This window comes from Bacillus sp. COPE52 (assembly GCF_003355115.1).
Taxonomy (GTDB): domain Bacteria; phylum Bacillota; class Bacilli; order Bacillales; family Bacillaceae_G; genus Bacillus_A; species Bacillus_A toyonensis.
This window is the reverse complement of record NZ_CP031292.1, coordinates 2,363,267-2,384,618: the sequence shown is the minus strand read 5'-3', so window position 1 is coordinate 2,384,618 and position 21,352 is coordinate 2,363,267. Positions and strand designations below refer to the sequence as shown.

The 21,352-nt window shown below is 31.0% G+C and carries 18 protein-coding genes and 3 pseudogenes; 3 read left to right on the top strand and 18 right to left on the bottom strand.

Translation table 11 applies throughout. The features are described 5' to 3' along the window. Positions 1-22: 22 nt before the first annotated feature. A complete protein-coding gene (locus DPQ31_RS11935; protein WP_000439283.1) occupies positions 23-1,447 on the bottom strand; it encodes an alanine/glycine:cation symporter family protein in 1,425 nt (474 codons plus the stop codon). Positions 1,448-2,407: 960 nt separating this feature from the next. Here DPQ31_RS11935 and DPQ31_RS11930 point away from each other — a divergent pair. Then, entirely contained in the window at positions 2,408-3,550 is a 1,143-nt protein-coding gene (locus DPQ31_RS11930) for an anion transporter (RefSeq protein WP_097959722.1), read from the top strand. Between the two features lie 101 nt (positions 3,551-3,651). Here the strand turns inward: DPQ31_RS11930 and DPQ31_RS29670 are convergent. From DPQ31_RS29670 to DPQ31_RS11885, 10 genes and pseudogenes are all read right to left on the bottom strand, one after another. Next, positions 3,652-3,726: pseudogene (locus DPQ31_RS29670) on the bottom strand (short-chain dehydrogenase); the annotation flags it as partial. Between the two features lie 186 nt (positions 3,727-3,912). Continuing rightward, positions 3,913-4,254, bottom strand: a pseudogene (locus DPQ31_RS11925) (thioesterase II family protein); the annotation flags it as partial. Between the two features lie 429 nt (positions 4,255-4,683). Continuing rightward, positions 4,684-5,301 (bottom strand): SGNH/GDSL hydrolase family protein, encoded by a 618-nt coding sequence (locus DPQ31_RS11920; protein ID WP_142307110.1) that lies wholly within the window; start codon positions 5,299-5,301, stop codon positions 4,684-4,686. A 175-nt stretch (positions 5,302-5,476) separates the two neighbouring features. Then, entirely contained in the window at positions 5,477-6,625 is a 1,149-nt protein-coding gene (locus DPQ31_RS11915) for an acyltransferase family protein (protein ID WP_208731932.1), read from the bottom strand. Positions 6,626-7,125: 500 nt separating this feature from the next. Continuing rightward, entirely contained in the window at positions 7,126-8,439 is a 1,314-nt protein-coding gene (locus DPQ31_RS11910; RefSeq protein WP_315969888.1) for a D-alanyl-D-alanine carboxypeptidase family protein, read from the bottom strand. A 438-nt stretch (positions 8,440-8,877) separates the two neighbouring features. Then, positions 8,878-9,537: a CatB-related O-acetyltransferase gene (locus DPQ31_RS11905; protein WP_208731931.1), complete on the bottom strand. Its 660-nt coding sequence runs from the start codon at positions 9,535-9,537 to the stop codon at positions 8,878-8,880. A 252-nt stretch (positions 9,538-9,789) separates the two neighbouring features. Beyond that, entirely contained in the window at positions 9,790-10,548 is a 759-nt protein-coding gene (locus DPQ31_RS11900) for a TSUP family transporter (RefSeq protein WP_000347979.1), read from the bottom strand. A 67-nt stretch (positions 10,549-10,615) separates the two neighbouring features. Next, positions 10,616-11,866: a hypothetical protein gene (locus tag DPQ31_RS11895; protein ID WP_208731930.1), complete on the bottom strand. Its 1,251-nt coding sequence runs from the start codon at positions 11,864-11,866 to the stop codon at positions 10,616-10,618. 478 nt (positions 11,867-12,344) lie between these two features. Next, positions 12,345-12,623, bottom strand: coding sequence for an AbrB/MazE/SpoVT family DNA-binding domain-containing protein (locus DPQ31_RS11890; protein ID WP_000842218.1), 279 nt, complete (start codon positions 12,621-12,623; stop codon positions 12,345-12,347). A gap of 140 nt (positions 12,624-12,763) precedes the next feature. After that, positions 12,764-13,642, bottom strand: a complete 879-nt coding sequence (locus DPQ31_RS11885; RefSeq protein ID WP_000397971.1) for a helix-turn-helix domain-containing protein — start codon at positions 13,640-13,642, stop codon at positions 12,764-12,766. A gap of 247 nt (positions 13,643-13,889) precedes the next feature. Here DPQ31_RS11885 and DPQ31_RS11880 point away from each other — a divergent pair, with 247 nt between their 5' ends. Continuing rightward, complete coding sequence (locus DPQ31_RS11880; RefSeq protein WP_000827556.1) at positions 13,890-14,141, top strand: response regulator transcription factor; 252 nt, start codon at positions 13,890-13,892, stop codon at positions 14,139-14,141. A 431-nt stretch (positions 14,142-14,572) separates the two neighbouring features. On the opposite strand, the gene DPQ31_RS11875 is transcribed toward DPQ31_RS11880, so the two are convergent. The 4 genes from DPQ31_RS11875 to pepD all read right to left on the bottom strand — a co-directional run bounded on the left by DPQ31_RS11875 (position 14,573) and on the right by pepD (position 19,483). Next, entirely contained in the window at positions 14,573-15,754 is a 1,182-nt protein-coding gene (locus DPQ31_RS11875; RefSeq protein WP_199632400.1) for an agmatine deiminase family protein, read from the bottom strand. A 507-nt stretch (positions 15,755-16,261) separates the two neighbouring features. Next, positions 16,262-16,864: a hypothetical protein gene (locus DPQ31_RS11870; RefSeq protein WP_208731929.1), complete on the bottom strand. Its 603-nt coding sequence runs from the start codon at positions 16,862-16,864 to the stop codon at positions 16,262-16,264. 27 nt (positions 16,865-16,891) lie between these two features. Further along, positions 16,892-17,701: a C39 family peptidase gene (locus tag DPQ31_RS11865; RefSeq protein ID WP_097959726.1), complete on the bottom strand. Its 810-nt coding sequence runs from the start codon at positions 17,699-17,701 to the stop codon at positions 16,892-16,894. 312 nt (positions 17,702-18,013) lie between these two features. Continuing rightward, on the bottom strand, positions 18,014-19,483 hold the full coding sequence (gene pepD, locus DPQ31_RS11860; RefSeq protein ID WP_000287513.1) for a beta-Ala-His dipeptidase: 1,470 nt from the start codon (positions 19,481-19,483) through the stop codon (positions 18,014-18,016). Positions 19,484-19,726: 243 nt separating this feature from the next. Here pepD and DPQ31_RS11855 point away from each other — a divergent pair. After that, positions 19,727-19,870: pseudogene (locus DPQ31_RS11855) on the top strand (cytoplasmic protein); the annotation flags it as partial. Between the two features lie 87 nt (positions 19,871-19,957). On the opposite strand, the gene spoIISB reads toward DPQ31_RS11855, so the two are convergent. The 3 genes from spoIISB to DPQ31_RS11840 all read right to left on the bottom strand — a co-directional run bounded on the left by spoIISB (position 19,958) and on the right by DPQ31_RS11840 (position 21,188). Then, complete coding sequence (gene spoIISB / locus DPQ31_RS11850; protein ID WP_199632403.1) at positions 19,958-20,134, bottom strand: stage II sporulation protein SB; 177 nt, start codon at positions 20,132-20,134, stop codon at positions 19,958-19,960. Between the two features lie 75 nt (positions 20,135-20,209). Then, positions 20,210-20,335 (bottom strand): hypothetical protein, encoded by a 126-nt coding sequence (locus DPQ31_RS11845; RefSeq protein ID WP_000588713.1) that lies wholly within the window; start codon positions 20,333-20,335, stop codon positions 20,210-20,212. A gap of 112 nt (positions 20,336-20,447) precedes the next feature. Beyond that, entirely contained in the window at positions 20,448-21,188 is a 741-nt protein-coding gene (locus DPQ31_RS11840; RefSeq protein WP_000155915.1) for a type II toxin-antitoxin system SpoIISA family toxin, read from the bottom strand. Positions 21,189-21,352 lie beyond the last annotated feature (164 nt).

Sequence of the window (21,352 nt, the reverse complement as noted above, 5' to 3'; positions counted from 1 at the left end):
TGCAGTCTGAATATCCTTCTTATTACACACTTTTCTTTTTTGAAGTTTTCTCATAACTATCCCAACATTCAATATTTTCAAGCCCTTTAATGTTTTCTTTATAAAAAATAGGATCTTTACCAGCTTTTTTCTGGTTTATATAATCTTGTAACGCCGCAAATGCTACTTTTGAAAGTAAGGTAATAGCAATTAAATTAATAATAACCATAAAGCCCATAAATAAGTCCGCTAAATCCCATACAATTTGAATCTTTGCAACAGAACCAAATACAATCATAGCCAACACACTTATTCTGTATATCATTAACCACACTTTACTTGTATGTAAGAAGCGAATATTTGTTTCACCATAATAATAGTTGCCAATTAACGCACCAAATCCAAATAAAAAAACAAAGATAGCAAGACAACCCGATGCCCAAGGACCTATGTGTTCACTTAATGCTGCTTGTGTAAGTGCAATACCATTTAACCCCGGTTGTTTATATGCATCAGACAGCAAAATAATAAAGGCAGTACTAGTACAAATGATCAGTGTATCCGTTAATACACCAAATGCTTGAATCAGTCCTTGTTTCACCGGATGACTTGTTGTTGCTGTTGCGGCAACGTTTGGTGCACTTCCCATACCAGCTTCATTTGAAAATAAACCACGTTTAACTCCATTCATAAGTGCTGCACCAATTGAACCGCCTGCTATTTGTTTAAAACCAAATGCGTTTTGAACAATAAGAGAAAGCACTTCCGGCATTTTTGATATGTTGGTAACTACAACAAATAATGCAACTCCAATGTATAATACCGCTAAAAATACCACCTTGTATTCAGCCATTTTTGCAATACGTTGTACACCACCAAAGATAATCGCAGCGAAAGCAATGGCCATGATTATCCCAACTGTTAGACGATCTGTACCAAATGAGTTTTGAAAAGCAATTGTAACTGTATTTGATTGTACTGAATTGAATACAAGACCAAAAGTAATTGTGATTAAAATAGAGAATAATACTCCCATCCAACGTTTATTCAACCCTTTTTCCATATAATAGGATGGACCACCGCGGAAACCAGTTTTATCTTTTACTTTATATATCTGTGCTAATGTGCTTTCGACAAAACTGGAGGCCGAGCTAATAATAGAAATAATCCACATCCAAAATACAGCTCCAGGACCACCTAATGCAATTGCAATCGCAATTCCTGTGATATTCCCTGTTCCAACGCGGGCTGCCATACCAATACAAAACGCTTGAAAAGGAGAGATTTGATCTTTAGAACCACTTTTCCCCTCCATTAATACACGGACCATCTCTTTTAACATTCGAAACTGTACAAAATTCAATTTAAATGTAAAATAAATTCCGCAAATAACAAGCATAATAATTAACAATTTAGACCATAAAAAATCATTTGTTGATCCGACTAACTCTACAAAAAACCTTTCCATATCATCACTCCATGTCAAAATTTATATATCATAATTTATATAAAATCACCTATATTTCCTGGTATAAATACCTCTTTCATATTCAAATACAACAAGGATAAAAATTTTCTATATTAATCGGATTGGCCTGTTTAAGCAAACATCACAACATGTAACCGTAAAACTGAAATTTTGAAGAACTTAACGCTTATACAAACGGATGCTCTACCCCTTTCTGCAAAACTAATATTCTTATCCACTAATGTTGTTGTACTATTATGTTTGTTTCGTTTACTGGTGATTTACATTTAAATCATAATAATCAATAGTGATTAACTGGTTTTTTGTTAATTTTATCAAGAACATGGAAATATCTCCTTTCTCACTACTAATCTCAAAAATAGGCTAGGTAAAAACTTCACGAAAAATCTATAAAGCGCTTTCAATCTTCAACTAAGAGAACCTTGTCTTTAATTTATAATTAAAAGTACAGAATGTTACGAAAAAGTACAGATTTTTATAAAAACAAAAAATATTTTAAGGTTTTTTCATCTAAAAAAACACTGAAATTTTGTGAATTTTATACAGTATCCAAACGTCGCGGATTCTCTTCTACCTAATCTTTGACAAGCCTCTATTTTCTTCATATAATCATGCATACTTTTTCTCTTTTAGAGCTTCATATAAAGTATTTGAAATCAAGAATCAATAAAATGTTGTAAGAATATTAAAAAAATAATACTTTTAATTTATTTATGGTATCATACAAAAAACATTTGTTTTCTCAATTAATCTCCTTAGTTGGATTCATCTATATTGCACATATTTACAACATTAAAGACACTAAGCAAAAAAGGATTTTGTTGAAGGGATGAAACATTACAAAACTCTTATTTAGGACCTTATGCCATCCTCTTTTCTAGCAATATCGAGTTATCCAAAAAATGTATATTTACTAACATAGATTATAGGTGGGGTATTGTGAAAGAAATAGTATTCGTTCAAAATAAAAAAAGACTTCTTATGAAATTCGAATTTTTAAAAAAGGATTTAGTACTTACCATTTCACTGATACTAGCAATTGTAAGCTGCTTAATACATTCGCCAAAGATCGAATATATTAACTTTGAAGTGTTAATTAGCTTATTTAATCTAATGGTGGCCATTAAGGCCTTTGAACAGCTAAAAATATTAGACAAACTTGCCGTTGCGATTTTAAATAAATGCAATAACAGCAGGTCAATATCTATTATTCTAATTTTGTTATGCTTTATTTGCTCCATGTTTGTAACAAATGATGTCGCTCTCCTCACTTTTGTACCAATAACACTTGTCATTAGTAAAAAAACACAAATGAACATGATGGATACAATCATCCTGCAGACAATTGCGGCAAACATCGGTAGTAGCTTGATGCCTATGGGAAACCCCCAAAATTTATACCTATATTCTTACTATGGAATTAAGCTCATCCCATTTTTAGGTTCAATCCTGCTTTTAGCTGTACTTGGGATTAGTTTGTTATTTATATTTACTCAAAAACTTCAAAAAACAGATTTGAAAATAGAACTATCTGTTATTACCGTGAAGAATCGAAAAAAAGCTACCGTCTGGATTTTGATACTTATCACTATCATTGCATCTATTTTTGGTGTCATTAATTATTACATTGCGCTAATAGTCACATTGATGGCAGCATTTACTTTAGATAGAAAATTACTATTTAAGATCGATTATTTTCTTCTAATAACCTTTGTCTGTTTTTTTATTTTTATCGGAAACATTTCCCATTCCGATGCGCTGGATACATTTGCTCGTGCTAATTTAAGAGGAGATACTTCAGTCTTCTTTAGTTCCATATTTTTGAGTCAACTGATTAGCAATTTTCCTACTTCAATTCTTCTATCAAACTTTACTTCTGATTGGAAACCTTTATTACTCGGGGTAAATATTGGAGGGCTTGGAACAATTATCGCATCTTTAGCCAGTGTAATCTCCTATAAATTATTCATTCAGGCAAATAGTAAAGAGACCAAGGCGTATTTAATCAAATTCAGCATTTACAATTTTTCATTTTTAATCATACTTACATGTATACAATACTTTATCTTTAAATTTCTATAATTTTAAAAAAGCGATTACTACTAGAATAATAAAACCAAAAATTTCTCAACATTAAATTGAGAAATTTTTGGTTTTAAAGTACATAGTACTTACAATTAACATTATATGCAAGATCCACCACTTGCATCAATTAACTCACCAGTTATCCAACGACTATCTGATGATGAAAGAAAACCTCACCTTCAGGTAAAGTCAACTTAAACTAAAGTCACTTCATATATTTTACTTAAAATTCCATCAATACCTACCTTTGAACAGTTAGTTTAAAATGCCCTGCCTCTATTCAAAGATATTTCAGCAGTGCCTGTATTCTTCCTCTTTAATATTTTTGTTTCTTAGCCATGAGTATACTTAGAAAACCTCTAAAAACTAGTTAATAATCTTTTAGAATCTAACTTTCCTATAATACTCTTTGCTATTTCTTCAATATTTTCATTTTTAAAAAAATGACTACCTTCAAAAGAATGAAAAGTACACGTTTTACTTGTATATTGCTTCCATTTTATTACTTGATCGTATGTAGTAAATTCATCATTTTTCCCATTAAATATAAGAAAATCAATATCACATGGTTGTATATTATTATCATGAATATATGTCTCGACAATCTTAAAATCTGCTCTTAAAATAGGGAGAAAAATCTCCATTAATTCTTCTGATTGAAGTACCCCAGATGGTGTACCTCCCATTGCAATAACTTCTCTTCACTAATGTACTCATAACAAGAATTGAATAATATAGCATTAATACTTCTGTACCTACTATCTATTTTATTTATTGGACATTTATAATTCAAAAAATTACACATTATTCACAATTAGGATACATACCCAAAATATGATTTGAACATGTTATTATATTTTAAGATAATATAAAATCAGTTTTTCTATAAGAGAACTTAATCTTTATGTAGTACGAAATTGTTAGTAATACAGTATATATTTTAATTTAGTTATAAAAACGTTTAAAGACCACCTATTTCGATAAGTGATCTTTCTTTGTGATTCTGCATTTGTGCACTACTGTAGAAATATATCGTAGATACGCTTTGTTTGCTAAATTTTTAGTTCTTTCCATTTACTAAAAAACATAGCTTCATACAATTAATATTATATTCGTTAAATTGCAAACTATTATTTTGTCTTCTGTACAGGCAAACTACTAAAAATCAATTCAGCAACTTTTACATATCCTTTTGAGTTTGGATGAATGAAATCCGTAGACCAAAGCGTATTGTCATTAACTAAATGATGATTCCAAAAGTCAACATGATGAAGCTTATACTCTCTACTCAGTGAAAGTATAACTTCATTTGCCTCTAATAATTGTTCTTTTATTACTTGTTTTTTTTCAGAAGGAAATGGAAGCCTAACAGTAAAATCTGGAAGGTTTGCTATCATAATATCAGCACCTGTTTTACTTAATGTATCTATCATAAATTCCATATCGTTCTTATATGCATCATGATTCCAACGTCCTTTTAGAACATCATTTGCACCTGCAATGAGACTAACCAACTCTGGATTAAAAGTTAATGCCTTTTCCAATTGCTGTGAGCGAATTTCTTTAGTTACTAACCCACGCTTTGCAAAATTAGCATATTCTATATCGTTTACACATAGTTGAACAAAATGATCTACCCAGCTTTTTAATGCAATTCCCTCAACTTCATCCCCTATCCCCTCTGTAAAACTATCACCAATTGCTACAAATCGCTTCCACATATGTATTCCCCCTTTATTATTAACCATATCTATACTATACAATAGCTCACACCGTAATTGTTATTTCTAAGTGGTTTTCAATTTCAATTATATTCCACTTTACTATATTTACATTTAGAATCCAAATATGACCGATTCCTAAGTATACTTAGGAATCGGTCATATTCATATATTTACTAAAGAAATAAAATCTCTCCAGGAATTATATTTTTTTCAAAAAATTTGTTGTTCTTTGTTTTGCCCAGTTGATACATTTCTTTTCGATTAAATAATACGAAACTATAGAAAAAAGTAGTGTCATTGCAATGCACAAAGTAAGAAGGAAAAAGATAGGTATCTTTGTATACAAAAGTTTAAATAGTACCATCATGATTGGAAAATGACACAAATAGATACTGTATGAAATTTCTCCTAAATATACAAATACACTCTTATTTAAAAATGCTTTTACTTTTAGGTTACTCATAGCCATTATAATAAATATACTAACCCCCATTACGACACCCCAATCTTTTAATAAGAAAGTAGTATCATTACGGGAAAGACCATAAATTAAAATGGAATATAAATATAGAATAATCCCTAATGCAATAAGAAATCCTTTTTTAAATTTTTTCATATTCCTATATGAGTAGATAAGTTTTTCCTGATACTTAAAAAGTAACATTCCAACCATAAACATAGATGTAAAATGCAGTGTGTCAGCATAACCATTATAAAATCCTTCAGCTTTCCCAATATGCAACATATTAAGAAAAACACTAATTAAAGAAAAGCTCAAAGCAAATAGTATCGATTTCTTCCAATTCAGTTTATAGAACAGAAGGAATAACAAAGGAAATACAATAGATATACGCATTTCTTGAGCCAATGACCAAATAACTGGATTATAATTTTCCGTAAAAAAGTTATTAAGAAGCACAAAGTGGTTTAGAATATCTAATTTTGTTATAGACCCTTGCCATCTATCATAGAACCAATCCCGTAGCCCTACCACTTCATACGGCGAAAATAAAATAAATAAAGCAAAGGTAACGATTATCCAAAAATAATAAGGGATATAGATTCTTACAAATCTCTTAATTAAATATCCCCAATAATTTGTTTTTGAATGATAAAGTGCCATAGATAACACAAAACCACTTAGTACATAAAAAACGATAACAGCTTCCCCACCCGCCCATAAAAACCTAAGCGGGGAAAATTTAATAGAATTAGGCAACGATGGTAGCATTAAACAAAAATGTCCAAATACCACAGTAAGTGCCGCTAACCCTCGTATCGAATCTAATTCTTTTATTCTCTTACTCATAAAATGTTCTCCTTGTAAATAATAAATTTTGCTGTTCATAAAGGCCACTATACGAATGTAGTGGGAGAATTGTACATATTGTTTCTTTAAATTCCTAATATAAGCAGTATAAAGTTAATTTGACCTCCATTTCTTTATATACATAATTTAAAACAAAATATTTAATACAAAGAAAAGATTTTATTAAATTTTTATAAAACTTAATAACAGAAATAAGTTACCAAATATTTTTTATTGTCACATGATGGAATAATAAATGTTTTTTCATCATGTAACTTTATTAAACGAATCCTGTACCAAAATCCTTTGAATCGAAATATTCATAATAAACGCCATCCTTTCTGTATTTTTCTACAAAAAGAATAGCGTTTTTTGGTTATATAGATACAAATTTAATTTACCTTGGTAGCAATACGAAAAGTTTCGAAGAACCCAATTTGAGAATTAATGCAATCTTCCATTCCAAGCTATCCACATAAAAATCTATAATACTTTGAAACTTTTTGTTTCAGATTAATATGTAGTTTTATCCTATAAAGTTAGCTTTTTACTATACCAACCACACTATCCCACATACCGCTAAAGAAAGATCCGATTTGGCGCATAAAACGTGTAAACCAATTTGCTTGTTCGACATCAGATTTTGTTACAAGGTCTATTTGTAATGAATTACCTGATAAGAACCCAGGATCTGTATTATCTTTAGGCGAGATAATCATTTTACTAATTGTTACACCTTTTTTAATAGGCGCTTCTTGTTCCGTATTCGGTACTTTAAATTCTTTTTTATAAATGTCTTTGTTGCCTTTTGGCATTGGAAGTGAAACAGCTTGCTTCGTTTGAACAACTACATCTTTGTCTTTTGCATTTGCTACTCGCACTGTTTCATGCCCTTTTACTACTGCATCTTTCCCATAGACTTTCTTCACTTCAAAATTCGCAAATCCATAATCGTATAATTTCTTTGTTTCATCAAAACGTGCCGTATGAGAGTTTGCTTTTATCACTACAGAGATTAGGCGCATACCGTTTCTTTCTACTGTACCAGTGAAACAATCTCCCGCTTCTGGAGTAGTTCCCGTTTTCAAACCATCTACACCTTCGTATTGCTTAATTAAGCCTTTTAACATCCAGTTAAAATTCGCCATATCAATTGGATATTTACCACCCTCTTGGAATGTTTTTTTAGGAATTTTTGCAGTATCTAATATTTTAGGAAAATCTTGAATAAGACGTTGCGCTAAGATTGCACAATCCCTTGCAGACATTTTATTTTTCTCGTCTAGAGTTGTCCCTTCTGGGTGATATCCTTTTAAATCTTGGTTTGTTAAGCCTGTAGCGTTTACAAATTTATAATGTTTCATTCCAAACGCTTTCGACTTATCGTTCATCATTTTTACAAAATTGACTTCTTTACCAGCAATCTCTTCAACTAAAGCAATTGTTGCACCGTTTGCAGAGTAAATTGCCATTGCCTCATATAACTCTTTAACCGTATAAGAGCCACCATTTTCTAATGGAACGTTTGATAATGAGCGATCTTGCGAAATCTTATGTGCATATTCAGAGATTTTAACTTTTTGATCCCATTTAAGTTTTCCTTTATCCATCGCTTCATGAACTAAGTATTCACTCATCATTTTTGTCATACTAGCAATTGCCAATGATTCATCTGCATTTTTTTCATATAAAATTTTCCCGGAATTTTCTTCTATTAAAATTGCTGATCCCGCTTCAACGTCTATAGCAGAAACTGTTTCCGCTGCTGCTCTTCCAAATGTAACAACAATGCTACAAAATAGTGTAATCACTGTTACTATTGCAATAAATCTCTTGCAAAACATACCTTTCACTTCTGTTACCTCCAATATCTTTGTACTCAAAAAACGTTCTTCTAACATAATCCTCAAAAAATAGACAGTGTTATCAAATTCTATATACATATAAGACGTTAGGATAACTTTCATTTAGACCATCTCATCAAACCCTTTTAGGACAATGACACTTCGTATTCCCACACACATCCCTCTTTTTAATACCTTCGTATTTTTCAAAATGATCCGTACTTTCATATTTTTTAGGATTACACTTAATAGACAGTGTAAGTAATACATTTGTTCCATGTTTACAAAAAAACAGTGTGTTCCGATTAAATATCGAGACACACTGGTAGCTTAGCATTCGTTTATTAGCTATCATGGTTTTTACTTATTCAATGCAGCTATTTGCTAGACTCATACTAAATAAGAAAAAAACTACATCCTATATTGAATGTAGTTTTTCTAGCTGATTTATTTATTTTTCACTTCATTTTTATAAAAAGCAAACAATGGTTCAATGGCTGGACTAGATAAAAGAGGAATTGCCTTCTCAGTCAATTCTCTATCCCAATCAAACCAACGCATTTCCATTAGCATATTAATTTCTGTATCAGTGAACCGTTTCTTTATTTCCTTAGCAGGATTTCCACCTACTATTGTATAAGGTGGAACATCTTTACATACGACAGATCCAGCTGCAATAATTGCACCTTCACCAATAGTAACGCCAGGCATTATAATAGCATTCATACCAATCCAGGCATCGCTTTTAATGACTGTATCACCCTTCGGTTCATATGATTGTTCTATTTGCTCAATGAATGGATAAACTGTAATCCATTCAGGGTGATGATTATGATTCCCACCCATTAAAATGACAACTCCACTTGCAATACAAACATAATTTCCAATAATGAGTTTATCAAGTTGCCAACCCATCTGTTCAATTGGATTGAAAAGTACTCGAGACTTAGCATCGCCCCATAAATATCTAACGCAACCATCTTCAAAATTTTGATCGCCATAATATCCTGAATAATAGGAGTACTCTCCTACTTCAATAAGTGGATTTGTTACTATATCTTTTAAATACTTCGTTTCAGACCAATGATTATATAATGGATGCTTCATAATTACATTCCTCGCTTCTAAGTATGGTAGATTTAATAATTTACTTAGAAGCTTAATACGACAGCTACATTTTTAAACTTTTTCAAACGACGAATCATTATCTTCAAGCCTTTCTTTTATACTAAAAAAAGCATAACGCAATAAATTACACTAGTCAAATTGTTTAATTTTGAACACATCTTAAACCGCGTAATACTGCAAGAAGAACATTAAAACACTCTGACTTTGATACAAATAATATATTGATTACATTTAGTTCATATTTTGTAAAAAAATTTTAATTGCCATGACAAAGCAAACAATAACCACTATTGGTCGTATTAATGACGTTCCTTTTGTAAGCACCATCTTTGCCCCAATATATGACCCTATAATTTGACCAAGCATCATAATCAGCCCAATTGTCCAATCAATTTGGCCAAAAATAATAAAATATAACAAAGCAGCGAAATTACTAGTAAAATTCAAAATCTTAGCATTTGCAGTTGCTCTTGTAGCACTATATCCACATAAAAGAATGAAAGCTAAAGCAATTAAGCTACCTGTTCCTGGGCCGAAGAAACCATCATAAAATCCAAGGAATGGAGCCACTGTTAACGCAAATAACAACATACTTATTTTTCTCGGTCGATCTTCGTTTGCTATATTTGGAGATAATAGAAAATAAAGACCAATAATAATAAGTAAGAAAGGTAATATCATGATTAAATATTCTGCTCGTATCTGTAAAATAAGCCATCCACCCAAAATAGATCCAAAAAAGGTCATTAAGATGGACAAACGCATTTCTTTGAGATTAATTTCTTTCTTCTTAATAAAAATCACAGTTGCCATGAGGGTTCCGCTACTCCCTTGTAGTTTATTAGTTGCTATCGCTACAGAAGGAGACATACCTACTAATAACATTACTGGGATAGTTATCATACCACCGCCCCCAGCAATTGTATCTATCCATCCTGCTAAAATAGCTACTAAAAATAGTAATATGAGTAATTCAATAGTAAAATCCATATAAAGGAAATGGGAAGGTTTGAGCTATTACAGCCCAAACCTTCCCATTCTCCCTCCTCTCTTTAAACTAGTTTATGATATCTGTAAAGTAACTCTCTTTCTGGTCGCGTAATCGGCTGGAAACGTATTGCCTGCAAACAATTCTACGTCCATACTTATTATCACCAATCGGAATTTTATATTCTTCCTCCGATAACCTTTCTCTACCATGGGTTACATTTGTTTGCTTACCATAGTATGAATTTGGCATAATCAATAAATCTTCAGATGTAAGCGGGACTTTATAAGTAGGCATTGTCCGTAACAGTTCCAAAAACATGTCGAATTTTAACTTTTCTTCTTCACTTCCTCCCACATAAATCAATCTATTTTCTGCTCCATTCAAACAAGTTGCAATAATATCACCATTATCATCCAAAAATATAATTTGGTTTATTTCCCCTACGAATCCCGATATTTCACCATCCGCCATTCCTGCGATATGAGCAATAGGCATTTTACTTATCGCCAATATATCATCTTTACTGAAGTGATTTTCTTCAAGATGCTTTTGAAGTAATTTTGGTGTTCCAATATGAGTATTGGTTTTTAAATTTAACACTCCTTTTAATAAAAGAGCATCAACCCTTGTAAATTTGCCGCAAGTAATTTCCGAAACTATTAGTTCGACGGATTTATTAAGTCTATTCGATACAATGTCTAAATTCGTATTGAACGATTTCAATCTTTCTTCAATATGTAATTGATCTTTCATATCTGTATACACTGTCGCATCGTTATGTTGATAAAAGTTTCCGCCACCAGTGCTTGCACCGACATTTCGCAAAACTTCATCATTGTTTAAAGGAGAAATGAGATGAAATCTATTTTTCCCTGCATGTTCGGACGGATGAATCAAAGCATCATAATTAAAAAGTGTGGCAAAAAGCCATGTGACCCATTCAGCATAAAAATATTTTTTCATTCTATCGTGTTCGTTTTCACCATAATTAAAGCCTTTGCGATTTTCTCCAGGTAATAGGGTTTCCATAGGATCACACGGAATATTTTTAATAAGGATAGGCGGTACGTTTCCACCACAATTCGCTTCTTTTATCATATGAAGTAGTTTTTTTACATCTGAATTCGGAGTTTTCTTTAAATAGTCAACCAAAAAAATGAGCCACTCTTTTGAAAAGCTTGCAGCTATTTCTTGATCACAAGTATAAGGATTATGAGTTTTTAATTCATTGTCTATCAGATTCTTGATTTTATCCTTTAATACATTAGGAATAGTAATTTCTTCAATTTCCGTAATCTGCAGTATTCCTTTATTCATTATAAAACCTCCGTTATTTTATTTTTCTACACCATATCTCCTGTTAAATGAACTACCCACTTCTTTTTTGCTCCTTTGCTTTTCGTCAGAACTATTAGAACCACCAATTTACAGATACTAAACGTGAATGATACGAGATTTCCTCTTAGTTACATTTCTCCAACGAATTCCCCTTGAATTAGCATATTTAATTTAAAAATCTAATTCATTTTCTAAAACTTTCCGAAAATCGAAATCAGAATTTTCTTCATACTAACAGTAAAAATATAACACGAAACCAAAAAATGTAAATAGTTAGGATTTTTTATAAAAAATAGTCAGACTACTTTTAGGATAATTCGCATTTCATTGGACCAGCTATTCCCCTCTATTTTATTTATAACAATTAAACAACCTGTCTTTGCAATAAAAAAAGTCCCCTGAATGATAGAGGACCTTCTTTACAAGTATATTTTATTTTAAAGTTCTTACTTATCTTTTATTTTAAAAGATATTGCTGTAACTTCTTTATTAACAGTTCTGTTCCCTCTGGACTTATAATAATCTTCCCATTCGCTAACGAAATATTCTTATCTGAAATATCACCTGTAATTGCACAAGCTTGTGAAGATTGATATTTCCGCAAAATAATCTGATCATCTTCCACAAACATTTCTAGCGCATCTTTTTCTACAATTCCTAAACTCCGTCTTATTTCCATTGGAATAACAATACGCCCCATACTATCTGCTTTACGAGTACTCCCTCTTGATTTCATAAAATGTCACCCTTTATTTTTATCTACTATTACAGGACTTATTTTAGCAATAAACAGCAATAAGGAATAGTTCGTATTACAGCACTTATTTTAACAGGAAATTCCAATAAGGAATAGCTCATATTAAAGCTTTCTCTTGTTTATTTCTGGTTTTTAAAATATTTATCCTTGATTATCTTAATATATTGTTTTCTTTCTGTTAGTTCAAAAATAAATAAAGCCTTATTAATATAGTTAAAACCATCTTCACTAGATTGCTGAAGTTCTAATAAATTTGAACCTTTTTCGAAATTTAGTTCCCCTAATAAGTATAAACTATTTATATTAATGGCTAATTTAATACCTATATCACTGTACTTTATTGCTTCTACATGTTCATATGTAAGATGTAAACATTTTGTTAAGTTATAAATAATTCTTAATTTAATTTCTTTATTTCTAGGAAATTCTATCTTATTAAAATTACTTAAACATTTCTTTAATATGCCTATACTTTTTTCATATTCTCCATTTTCCGCATAGATTACTGCCATTGTGTGCATAATATCTATTTCTCTTTCTGATAAAAAATCAGCATTGGTTACAGTTAGTTTTAATGCATGATTTAAAAGATTTAAAGCAGTTTTTGTTGATCTATTCACCATAAATATAGCAATTGCTTCATGCCATAGTAGAAATTGTTTATTTTCTTTTGACTCGAAATTATTTTCGTTTTTCTCTTTTTTCACTATTTCATAAAGTTCTTCATATTGTTTTTGTTTTATGCAATCTCTTATTACATATTTTACGTTTTCTACATATTTTAATTTTTTATTTTGAGTTAGCGCAAATATATAATTCGGATCAACACCAAGTCTTTCAGATAATTGATACAACAATATGCTAGATGGATAAATAATACCTTTTTCTATCTTACTAATCTGACTTTGTGAACATATTCCCCGACATAGTTCAGATTGTGATATATTTTTTTTCTTTCTAAGTTCTTTAATAATAATACCGAGATTATAGAATTCCATTTCTCCCCCTCAAATGTAACAATTTATGAGTATAAGAATATTTTCCAACTTTTAATGTGATGTAAAATTAATATAGTTACAATTACTAATTATATTGATTTATAGTTTCTTTTACAAACTTGTATTAAAATGAGAGAAATTATTACAATTAAAGGGAATAAAGAGTATTGGATATGATTTTTCAACTTTATTTCAAATAATAGTTTCTTTTGATTTTTATATGAATAATTTCGAAGGAGCTTATTTTATGAAAAGAATGTTAACCGAAAGAGAGTTAGAAGTGGCTATTTATGTAGCAAAAGGATTAACAGATGCAGAAATTTCCAAAAAGATATATATTAGCCCTAGAAGAATTTCAACGATAATTAATCATATTAAAGAAAAATGGCGTATTCATTCTAGAGTGGAATTAGGTATTTTAGTTTATCATTTTGGGTTTATAGATGCACCCTTATTTTCAAATAAAGAAAGTCATTTATTTGAAAAGATTGCACAATAATTGGCCAAGTATAATTCGTTTAAGTTACAAATATAAACAGAAAAACCGCTGAACTTTTATTATTTATGGTAATTCTGCATTCTGAAGTTGATGGGCATGTATGGATTGTTAAAAAAACATATAAATCTTATTCTTATAGATATTTTAGTAAGAATGATTTTACTAGAAACTTTTAAAAGGTGAAAACATACCTTTAAACAATGTTTCTTCCGCAACAGCAAGTGCAAGTATAGCTTTTCATTTAAAAAACCTATCCATTTTGATTAAGATTTTTTCAAAAAGGGTAGGTTTCTTCAGTTTATAGGAAAGTTATACTAAACTCATAAAAAAATACAATAAAATAGGTAAAAATGCTATCACGTCTTTACCTATCCTATGGATAAACAGATTCTCATAAGAAATAGACAACTTCCCAAAGAATTATAAATATATTATTTTAAATTAATTGGTTGTTGTTGAGTAATACAATGAATCATACCACCATTTTTATACAGCTCTCTTACATCTATCCCCAACACTTTACGATCAGGATAAAGTTTTTGAATCATCTCATTTGCTATTTTATCATTAGGATCATTATAGTTTGGAACTAAGATGACTTCATTCGCTATATAATAATTAATATAGGAACCTTTATAATCAAGCTTCTTCCCATTTTTTAATGTAACATTATTCTTACTTAGCGGTAGATATACATACTTGTACTTATTACCTGTAGCATCTTTTGCCTGCAGCAACTTGTTAATATCTTTGCCAGACGCTCCCCATTCAGCCAAATCTTTTTCTTTTAACGTTATAATAGTAGATTTATCGTGGAATTTGGCAAATCCATCAATATGAAAATCAGTAATATCTAAGTTAGGTGCTCCATCTAACCAAATAAAATTTGTTACCCCAAGTTCACTAAAATATTTTTCAATATCCTTTTCTGACAATTTAGCGTTCCTATTTTTATTCGTCACAGCACTTCTAGTTAATAAAACAGTTCCATTACCATCCAATTCAAATGCGCCACCTTCAAGAACAAATTTATTCCAATTTATTCTTTCAATGCCTAACTGATTGCTAAGATTCTCACGAAGACGAGCATCTTTCTTATATGGCGTTTTCTTTCCCCATCCGTTAAAGCCTGGATCTAATATCTTTACATTTTTGTCATTATCGTAAACAAAAATTGGACCAGTATCTCTAGCCCATACATCGTCAGTAGGTGCGATAAAGAAATCAATTTTCTCCATATTTACCCCTTGATCCGTTAGAACTTCAATAATTCTTTCTTTCTCTTCTTGATCATATGCAACAATATGAACTTTTTCGCCTTTGCTTAAAGATTCTGTCATTTGAATCCAAATCGGTTCTACTTCTTGCTGATATTTTGACCCGTATGTAAGTTCATGAGGCCATTGTAGCCATGTTCCTTCATGTTTGCTTTTTTCATCTGGCATTGTATACTTTCCTACTATTTTTTGCGCCTCTACTTTCTTCCTATCTTCTCTCTGCGGTTTTTCAATTTCCTTCGCCTGGACTTTCTCAATTCCCTTAATTTGAGCATAACCACTAATAATAGATGTGGTTAGTACAGCACTCATACACAATTTCGTTATTTTTTGCATTTCTTAACCTCCTTTTCTGTTCAACTGTAAACCTTTACATAGTGTTAAGGTCAAGCTTTTTTAATTAAATTATTACGTATGAAGCACGATTTAAATCGAACAATATCTTTCTGTACAAAATGCAAAACATCCACTCCGGGGGTGGTATGAAATGTTAACTTGATGAGCATGTGTAACTCCACCATTTATAAAAACTTTGGAATGCATATAAAAAGGTTGGAGAATTAGCTTCTCTAACCTTTTTATATGCACTATTATGTTTATACCTCTAACATCAATCCTTTTGCCTTTTGCCTGTTCCATGTTCAACCTCATATAAATAACAAATAAGAATCAACAATTCCTACTATAATCACCATTGACCCCTATAACATCTCGCGCTTTTTTCACTTATTATCTTTTCTATTCTTTCTACTGTATTTTTTATGAATGTATTCATTTCTAAAACTAATACAGTACATGAAATTTTATATTACATACGTATTTATTTATTCAGTTTATAATTAACTATTCAAAAGCAGTTACGATTCTCTCTTTCATTTTCTGTATTACTTCACTGCTTACTATTTTTTGACCAGCGGGAAGTTTTAATATAGCAGCAGCCCCCTTACTAAGGTATATTTCTTGGTCATTATTTTGATTTACTATCAATATTCCTTGCCCTTCAAATTCAAAATAACTAAGATTTTTTGTTTCATTTGTATTATTTGTTATTGCTTTATATAACTCATATAAATCTTTACTTCTATTTTCTCCACCCATTCGAATCGGTTCAGCATCATTCGCAACTATTAGTCCTTCTGGCTGCTCACCCTTCATAATAAACCACAGCTTTTCATTTGTTGGTAATAGTATATGCTTAAATTCAGAGCTATTTAAAATTTGCTGTGCTGGAATTGTTTCATAGATTGGTATCGAAAATGAAGAGGTTGTTATTTTTTCAAAACTTACATTTTCAGAAGAACTACTCTTACTATATTGATAATCTTTTAATGCGATCGATTGTACTGGTTCACTTTTATTTTTTGATGCATAACTAATTTTACTAGCGAAAATAATAACAGTCATTAAACAAATGCATGGTATCACAAGCTTAAGTAGTTTTCCCATTCATGAACCCCCACACTTTTAATATTATTAGTTTGCACGGATATTATAAACAGTTTCATTCCACCAAAAATTATTATTGTTATGGAACGTACTGAAATTATGATTATAATGATCACCATACCAAGGGTCCATGTAAGTTATATAGTCTGTTCCATTTGTACCTTTATAGAATCCATCAAGTACTAGAAAGTGTCCGATGTTAGCTCCATTTTGCCACATAATAAGTGCAATCATCGGTTGATTACTATTAATTTGATTTTTGAACCAATCATACGATTTTGCTCCAGAACTTATAGCTGAGCTAACACCATATCCCGATAATCCATATTGTATTTCACGTGAAGTTGCAGGATTATTATATGATCCACCTTTGACATATCTAACATACTGGTCTTGTGAAGGAGTTTTCCCAAAATAATTTAAAACTGAAACCGAAGTGCCCGCCCAACACCAATTTGATCTTTCTTGTAATATGTTAGGAACAGATAATTTACGATCTGTTGATGTATTTGGAGGATTTCCATTAATATAAGCTGACGTTACATATACTTTTTTCCCATCTTTAAAATAATAAAACCAACGATTATCTAAATTTCCTGTCCAATAATCTTTAACCGCTTCACCATACTCCCATCCTTTAAAAGATACTTTTGTATTTCCGGGAATCACATCTATAATATTTGCATTCAAACTTTTTTCTTCTCTAACATTTACATTCAATGGAGCAGTTGTTCCTGAAAATTCAACTTCTTCTGCTATTACTTTGTGAACACCAGTGAAACTAATTGTGAAGAACAATAAAAATATACAAACAATACATTGCTTTCTTCCCTTCATTTCTTCACCCCTTCATAAGTACTAAAAAACATCAACAATTCATCCTTATTAATTGTTCAAGCTTAATATTACATATTAACGAAAAAAGACTTCTCATAAAGTGAAACTTTAATCAGTGGGGGTTTTGTTCATCCCCCACTGATTATTAGTTAAACCAATCGGGCTTTTACAGGTAGCCCGACCCCCACCTAACTTCTTTCCTCTCGCTGAATGTTGAGGTGGGGGTCTTACTGCCCGGCAAATATCGGGATAAATTCCAATACAAAAAAGTAGCCTATAAATTTTTATAGGCTACTTTTCATTTTATCGTTATTACTTAGCTAATTCTTTCGTTCCCTGCATTACATCAACGAAGAATCCCCAGTTGTTCACAACAGAAGAAATACTAATATGCTCATCTGGAGTGTGAACGTTGAATATATCTGGCCCGAATGAAATTGCATCTAATTCAGGCATCTTTTGAACGAATACACTGCATTCAATCCCTGCATGTACAGCAAAGATTTCAACATTTTTATTGTATTTTTCTTGATGTACTTTTTCAAACAAATTACGAATTTGTGAGTTTGGATTGTATGGCCACTCCGGATATTCTGACTCTAATTCAAATGTTGCTCCAACTAATTCAGCAATATATTTAATTTCATCGGCAATATGTCGTTTTAAACTACTTACAGAACTTCTTACTTCGTTTCGCAATTTAATTTCATCTTGCAGCGTTTCAATAACTCCTAAATTTGTTGAACTTTCTACAAGTCCTTTAATATCCATGCTCATACTTTGAATGCCATTTGGAATTAAGAATAATGATGAAATAAGCTGTTTTTGTGTTTCTTTAGCAAATACTTTTTCTACTTTCTCATCTAATTTTGTAAGTGTAACATGAACATCTGGATCAACAGCACGCATTTCTTCTTGTAATACTCGTGTCCATGATTTTAACTTTTCTTCAACTTTCTCTACATCTTCTTGACGTAATAAAATTGTAGCTATACTTTCACGTGGAATTGCATTCGTTTTTAATCCGCCATGAGCCTCACTTATATCAAATTGAATATTTATTGATAAATCACGTAAAACTCGTCCTAGTACTTTGTTCGCATTCCCACGTTGTTTATCAATTTCCATACCAGAATGTCCGCCCTTAAGTCCACCAACATATAGACGGTATGTATCCATATCAACTGGTGCCTCATCCCAAATTACTGGAATTGTTTCAACTGCTTTCGCACCACCTGCGCTACTTACAAGTAATTTATGATCTTCTTCAGAATCAATATTTATAAAAATCTTTCCGTCAAAGTGGTCTGCATCAACAGCAAAAGCTCCGCCCATTGTCGTTTCTTCTTCAGTAGTGATTACTACTTCAAGTGCTGGATGCGGAATATCTTTTGAATCTAATAAAGCTAATGCATATGCAACAGCAATACCGTTATCAGCACCTAAAGTTGTTTGATTCGCATATAGCATGTCTCCAATAATTCGTAACTCAATTGGATCTTTTTCAAAATCATGTACTGTTGCTTGATTTTTTTCACAAACCATATCCATGTGACCTTGAATGATAATAGCTGGTACACTCTCATAGCCAGCAGTTGCGTCTTTTTTAATAATGACATTTAATGCTTCATCTTGAATCACTTCTAAGTTACGCTCTTTTGCAAAGCCCACTAAATAATCACTAATTTCCTTTTCATTACCTGATCCTCTAGGAATCTTTGAAATTTCTGCAAAATGATAAAATACAGGGTGCTTTGTTAATTTTTCTAAAGTAGAATACATTTTTCAAGCTCCTCTCAAAATGAAAAAATAGTATGTAAGTCTTTTATCATTATACCATGATTCATTATTTTACCTTTCTTTAAACATATTAAAAATTTATTATGAGCAGTTCAATTTAATCCTTCTGCGCTCTATACCTTATACTCTTACATCATTATTAGAATGTTGTAATCTATATCGATTTTTCTAATTTAACAATAATTGTATACTTTTTAAAGAAACAAATTGAAGGAGATAAATAATATGAAAAAGCTTTTTGCTGTTATGACACTATGTTTATTATTTTCAAGCATTACTATTGGATGTGAGAGAGCATCACTAAATAGAATTGGTAAGGGTGTATATTACGTACAGATAAAAGGTGAAGGCGCTATCGAAAAAGTAGATTTACCTGGAAAAGTAAAAGAAAAATTAAATGTTAACTAACTTGAAACTAATCCGTAAATAACGGAACAAAAAACAAAAGAAAATGCTCTATGCATTTTCTTTTGTTTTTTGTACTCGTATATATTTTGAACTGCTATTATTCATAAGTTTTTCTAACCGATTTATATTTTCCGTTAATGCACCTTTCACAAGAGAGAAATCTGTATTTGATTCTTCTTTTTTTTCTTTAAAAAACGAATACTTTTGTACATTTATTTCAGCCATCTCTTCTCCCCCTTTTCAAAAAGATACAATCTTCTATTTATATTATATAGCAAATAAAGACAGAGTGTACACGAATCATTTTCTTTTTAATTCTTCTTCTAACTTTTCTACTTGCTGCAACGTATCTCCTTTGATTAAAGAGAAATCTGTTGTATCTTCATTTTCTTCTTTGAAAAAATCATTGTCATAATCTTTTATCACTACAATCACCTCTACGTGCTAGTGTAGGAATGATTGTCCCATTTTATTCAACTTTGTCGAATTTTGTTTTGAATTTATGTATAGAAGAAAAGGACAGAAAAACAATTCTGTCCTACTTACTAAAATAACTATGATGTATTGTTAAATTATATACATTTTCAAAATCTCGATCCTGCAGGCTATTCTTCTTCCCATCAATCACGATAAAAACATCATTCATTATTTTTGCTGGTATAATTCCCACGTTTTCTACTTGCACTGCTTTTTGTTCATTCAATTGCTCTATATGCTCTATAGGTATTGTAATACTAAATTGAGAACGAATACCACGAAAGCCCGTATTTAATTCATTCGCTGCTTCAAATACAACAATTTTCGCTCCAATTTTTTCCCCGTATGAATCTAAAAATGCGTTTAAGCTTTTTGTATATTCCTCTTCCGTATGCCATTCCATCGTCCCAAATGCTGCTGGATTAATATTTTGGATAATGTTCGTATATATTTCTCCTCTTGCTTTTGAAGCGATTAATGACCGCTTTATGGATTGAACAGTTTTACCGATATCGCTAAATTTCGCTCCCCATATTTCGGAAATATTAGGTGTTAAAATAAATGAAATATCAACAAAAATGACCATCGCAGTGAACATTAATAAGTTTTTCCAGAGGGTTAAATCGATTCCTTTAATCATGAAATAAACTGTGACTGATGTTATGAATAATCCATACCAAGTTTTTCGAATTCGCTGCTTTTTCTCTTCATATAACTCTTCATTTCTCCAATAAAAGAAAACAAGAACTACAAAAACGATTGCTAAAATAAATAAGCCAATTCGAATGTTAGAGATCGTCAATTACATCACCCTCCATTCAAAAACTACTCACGATATCATTACATGCGCAAGTAGTTCTCTTTATGACAAAAGACGTGGACAAGCTTCTAAATTTAGCTACATCGCATATACATTAGAAGGAGGCCACGTCTTTTATCATGAGTCTACATTGTATATGTAGACAA

What these genes read in the sequence shown, in the direction of transcription:
- DPQ31_RS11885 (WP_000397971.1), bottom strand. Translation starts at nt 13,642, where the DNA reads ATGGAATTCTATAATCTCGGTATTATTATTAAAGAACTTAGAAAGAAA.
- DPQ31_RS11865 (WP_097959726.1), bottom strand. Translation starts at nt 17,701, where the DNA reads ATGAAGGGAAGAAAGCAATGTATTGTTTGTATATTTTTATTGTTCTTC.
- DPQ31_RS11900 (WP_000347979.1), bottom strand. Translation starts at nt 10,548, where the DNA reads ATGGATTTTACTATTGAATTACTCATATTACTATTTTTAGTAGCTATT.
- DPQ31_RS11915 (WP_208731932.1), bottom strand. Translation starts at nt 6,625, where the DNA reads ATGAACAGCAAAATTTATTATTTACAAGGAGAACATTTTATGAGTAAG.
- DPQ31_RS11890 (WP_000842218.1), bottom strand. Translation starts at nt 12,623, where the DNA reads ATGAAATCAAGAGGGAGTACTCGTAAAGCAGATAGTATGGGGCGTATT.
- DPQ31_RS11895 (WP_208731930.1), bottom strand. Translation starts at nt 11,866, where the DNA reads ATGAATAAAGGAATACTGCAGATTACGGAAATTGAAGAAATTACTATT.
- pepD (WP_000287513.1), bottom strand. Translation starts at nt 19,483, where the DNA reads ATGTATTCTACTTTAGAAAAATTAACAAAGCACCCTGTATTTTATCAT.
- DPQ31_RS11920 (WP_142307110.1), bottom strand. Translation starts at nt 5,301, where the DNA reads ATGGTTAATAATAAAGGGGGAATACATATGTGGAAGCGATTTGTAGCA.
- DPQ31_RS11870 (WP_208731929.1), bottom strand. Translation starts at nt 16,864, where the DNA reads ATGGGAAAACTACTTAAGCTTGTGATACCATGCATTTGTTTAATGACT.
- spoIISB (WP_199632403.1), bottom strand. Translation starts at nt 20,134, where the DNA reads ATGGCTGAAATAAATGTACAAAAGTATTCGTTTTTTAAAGAAAAAAAA.
- DPQ31_RS11880 (WP_000827556.1), top strand. Translation starts at nt 13,890, where the DNA reads ATGAAAAGAATGTTAACCGAAAGAGAGTTAGAAGTGGCTATTTATGTA.
- DPQ31_RS11905 (WP_208731931.1), bottom strand. Translation starts at nt 9,537, where the DNA reads ATGAAGCATCCATTATATAATCATTGGTCTGAAACGAAGTATTTAAAA.
- DPQ31_RS11875 (WP_199632400.1), bottom strand. Translation starts at nt 15,754, where the DNA reads ATGCAAAAAATAACGAAATTGTGTATGAGTGCTGTACTAACCACATCT.
- DPQ31_RS11935 (WP_000439283.1), bottom strand. Translation starts at nt 1,447, where the DNA reads ATGGAAAGGTTTTTTGTAGAGTTAGTCGGATCAACAAATGATTTTTTA.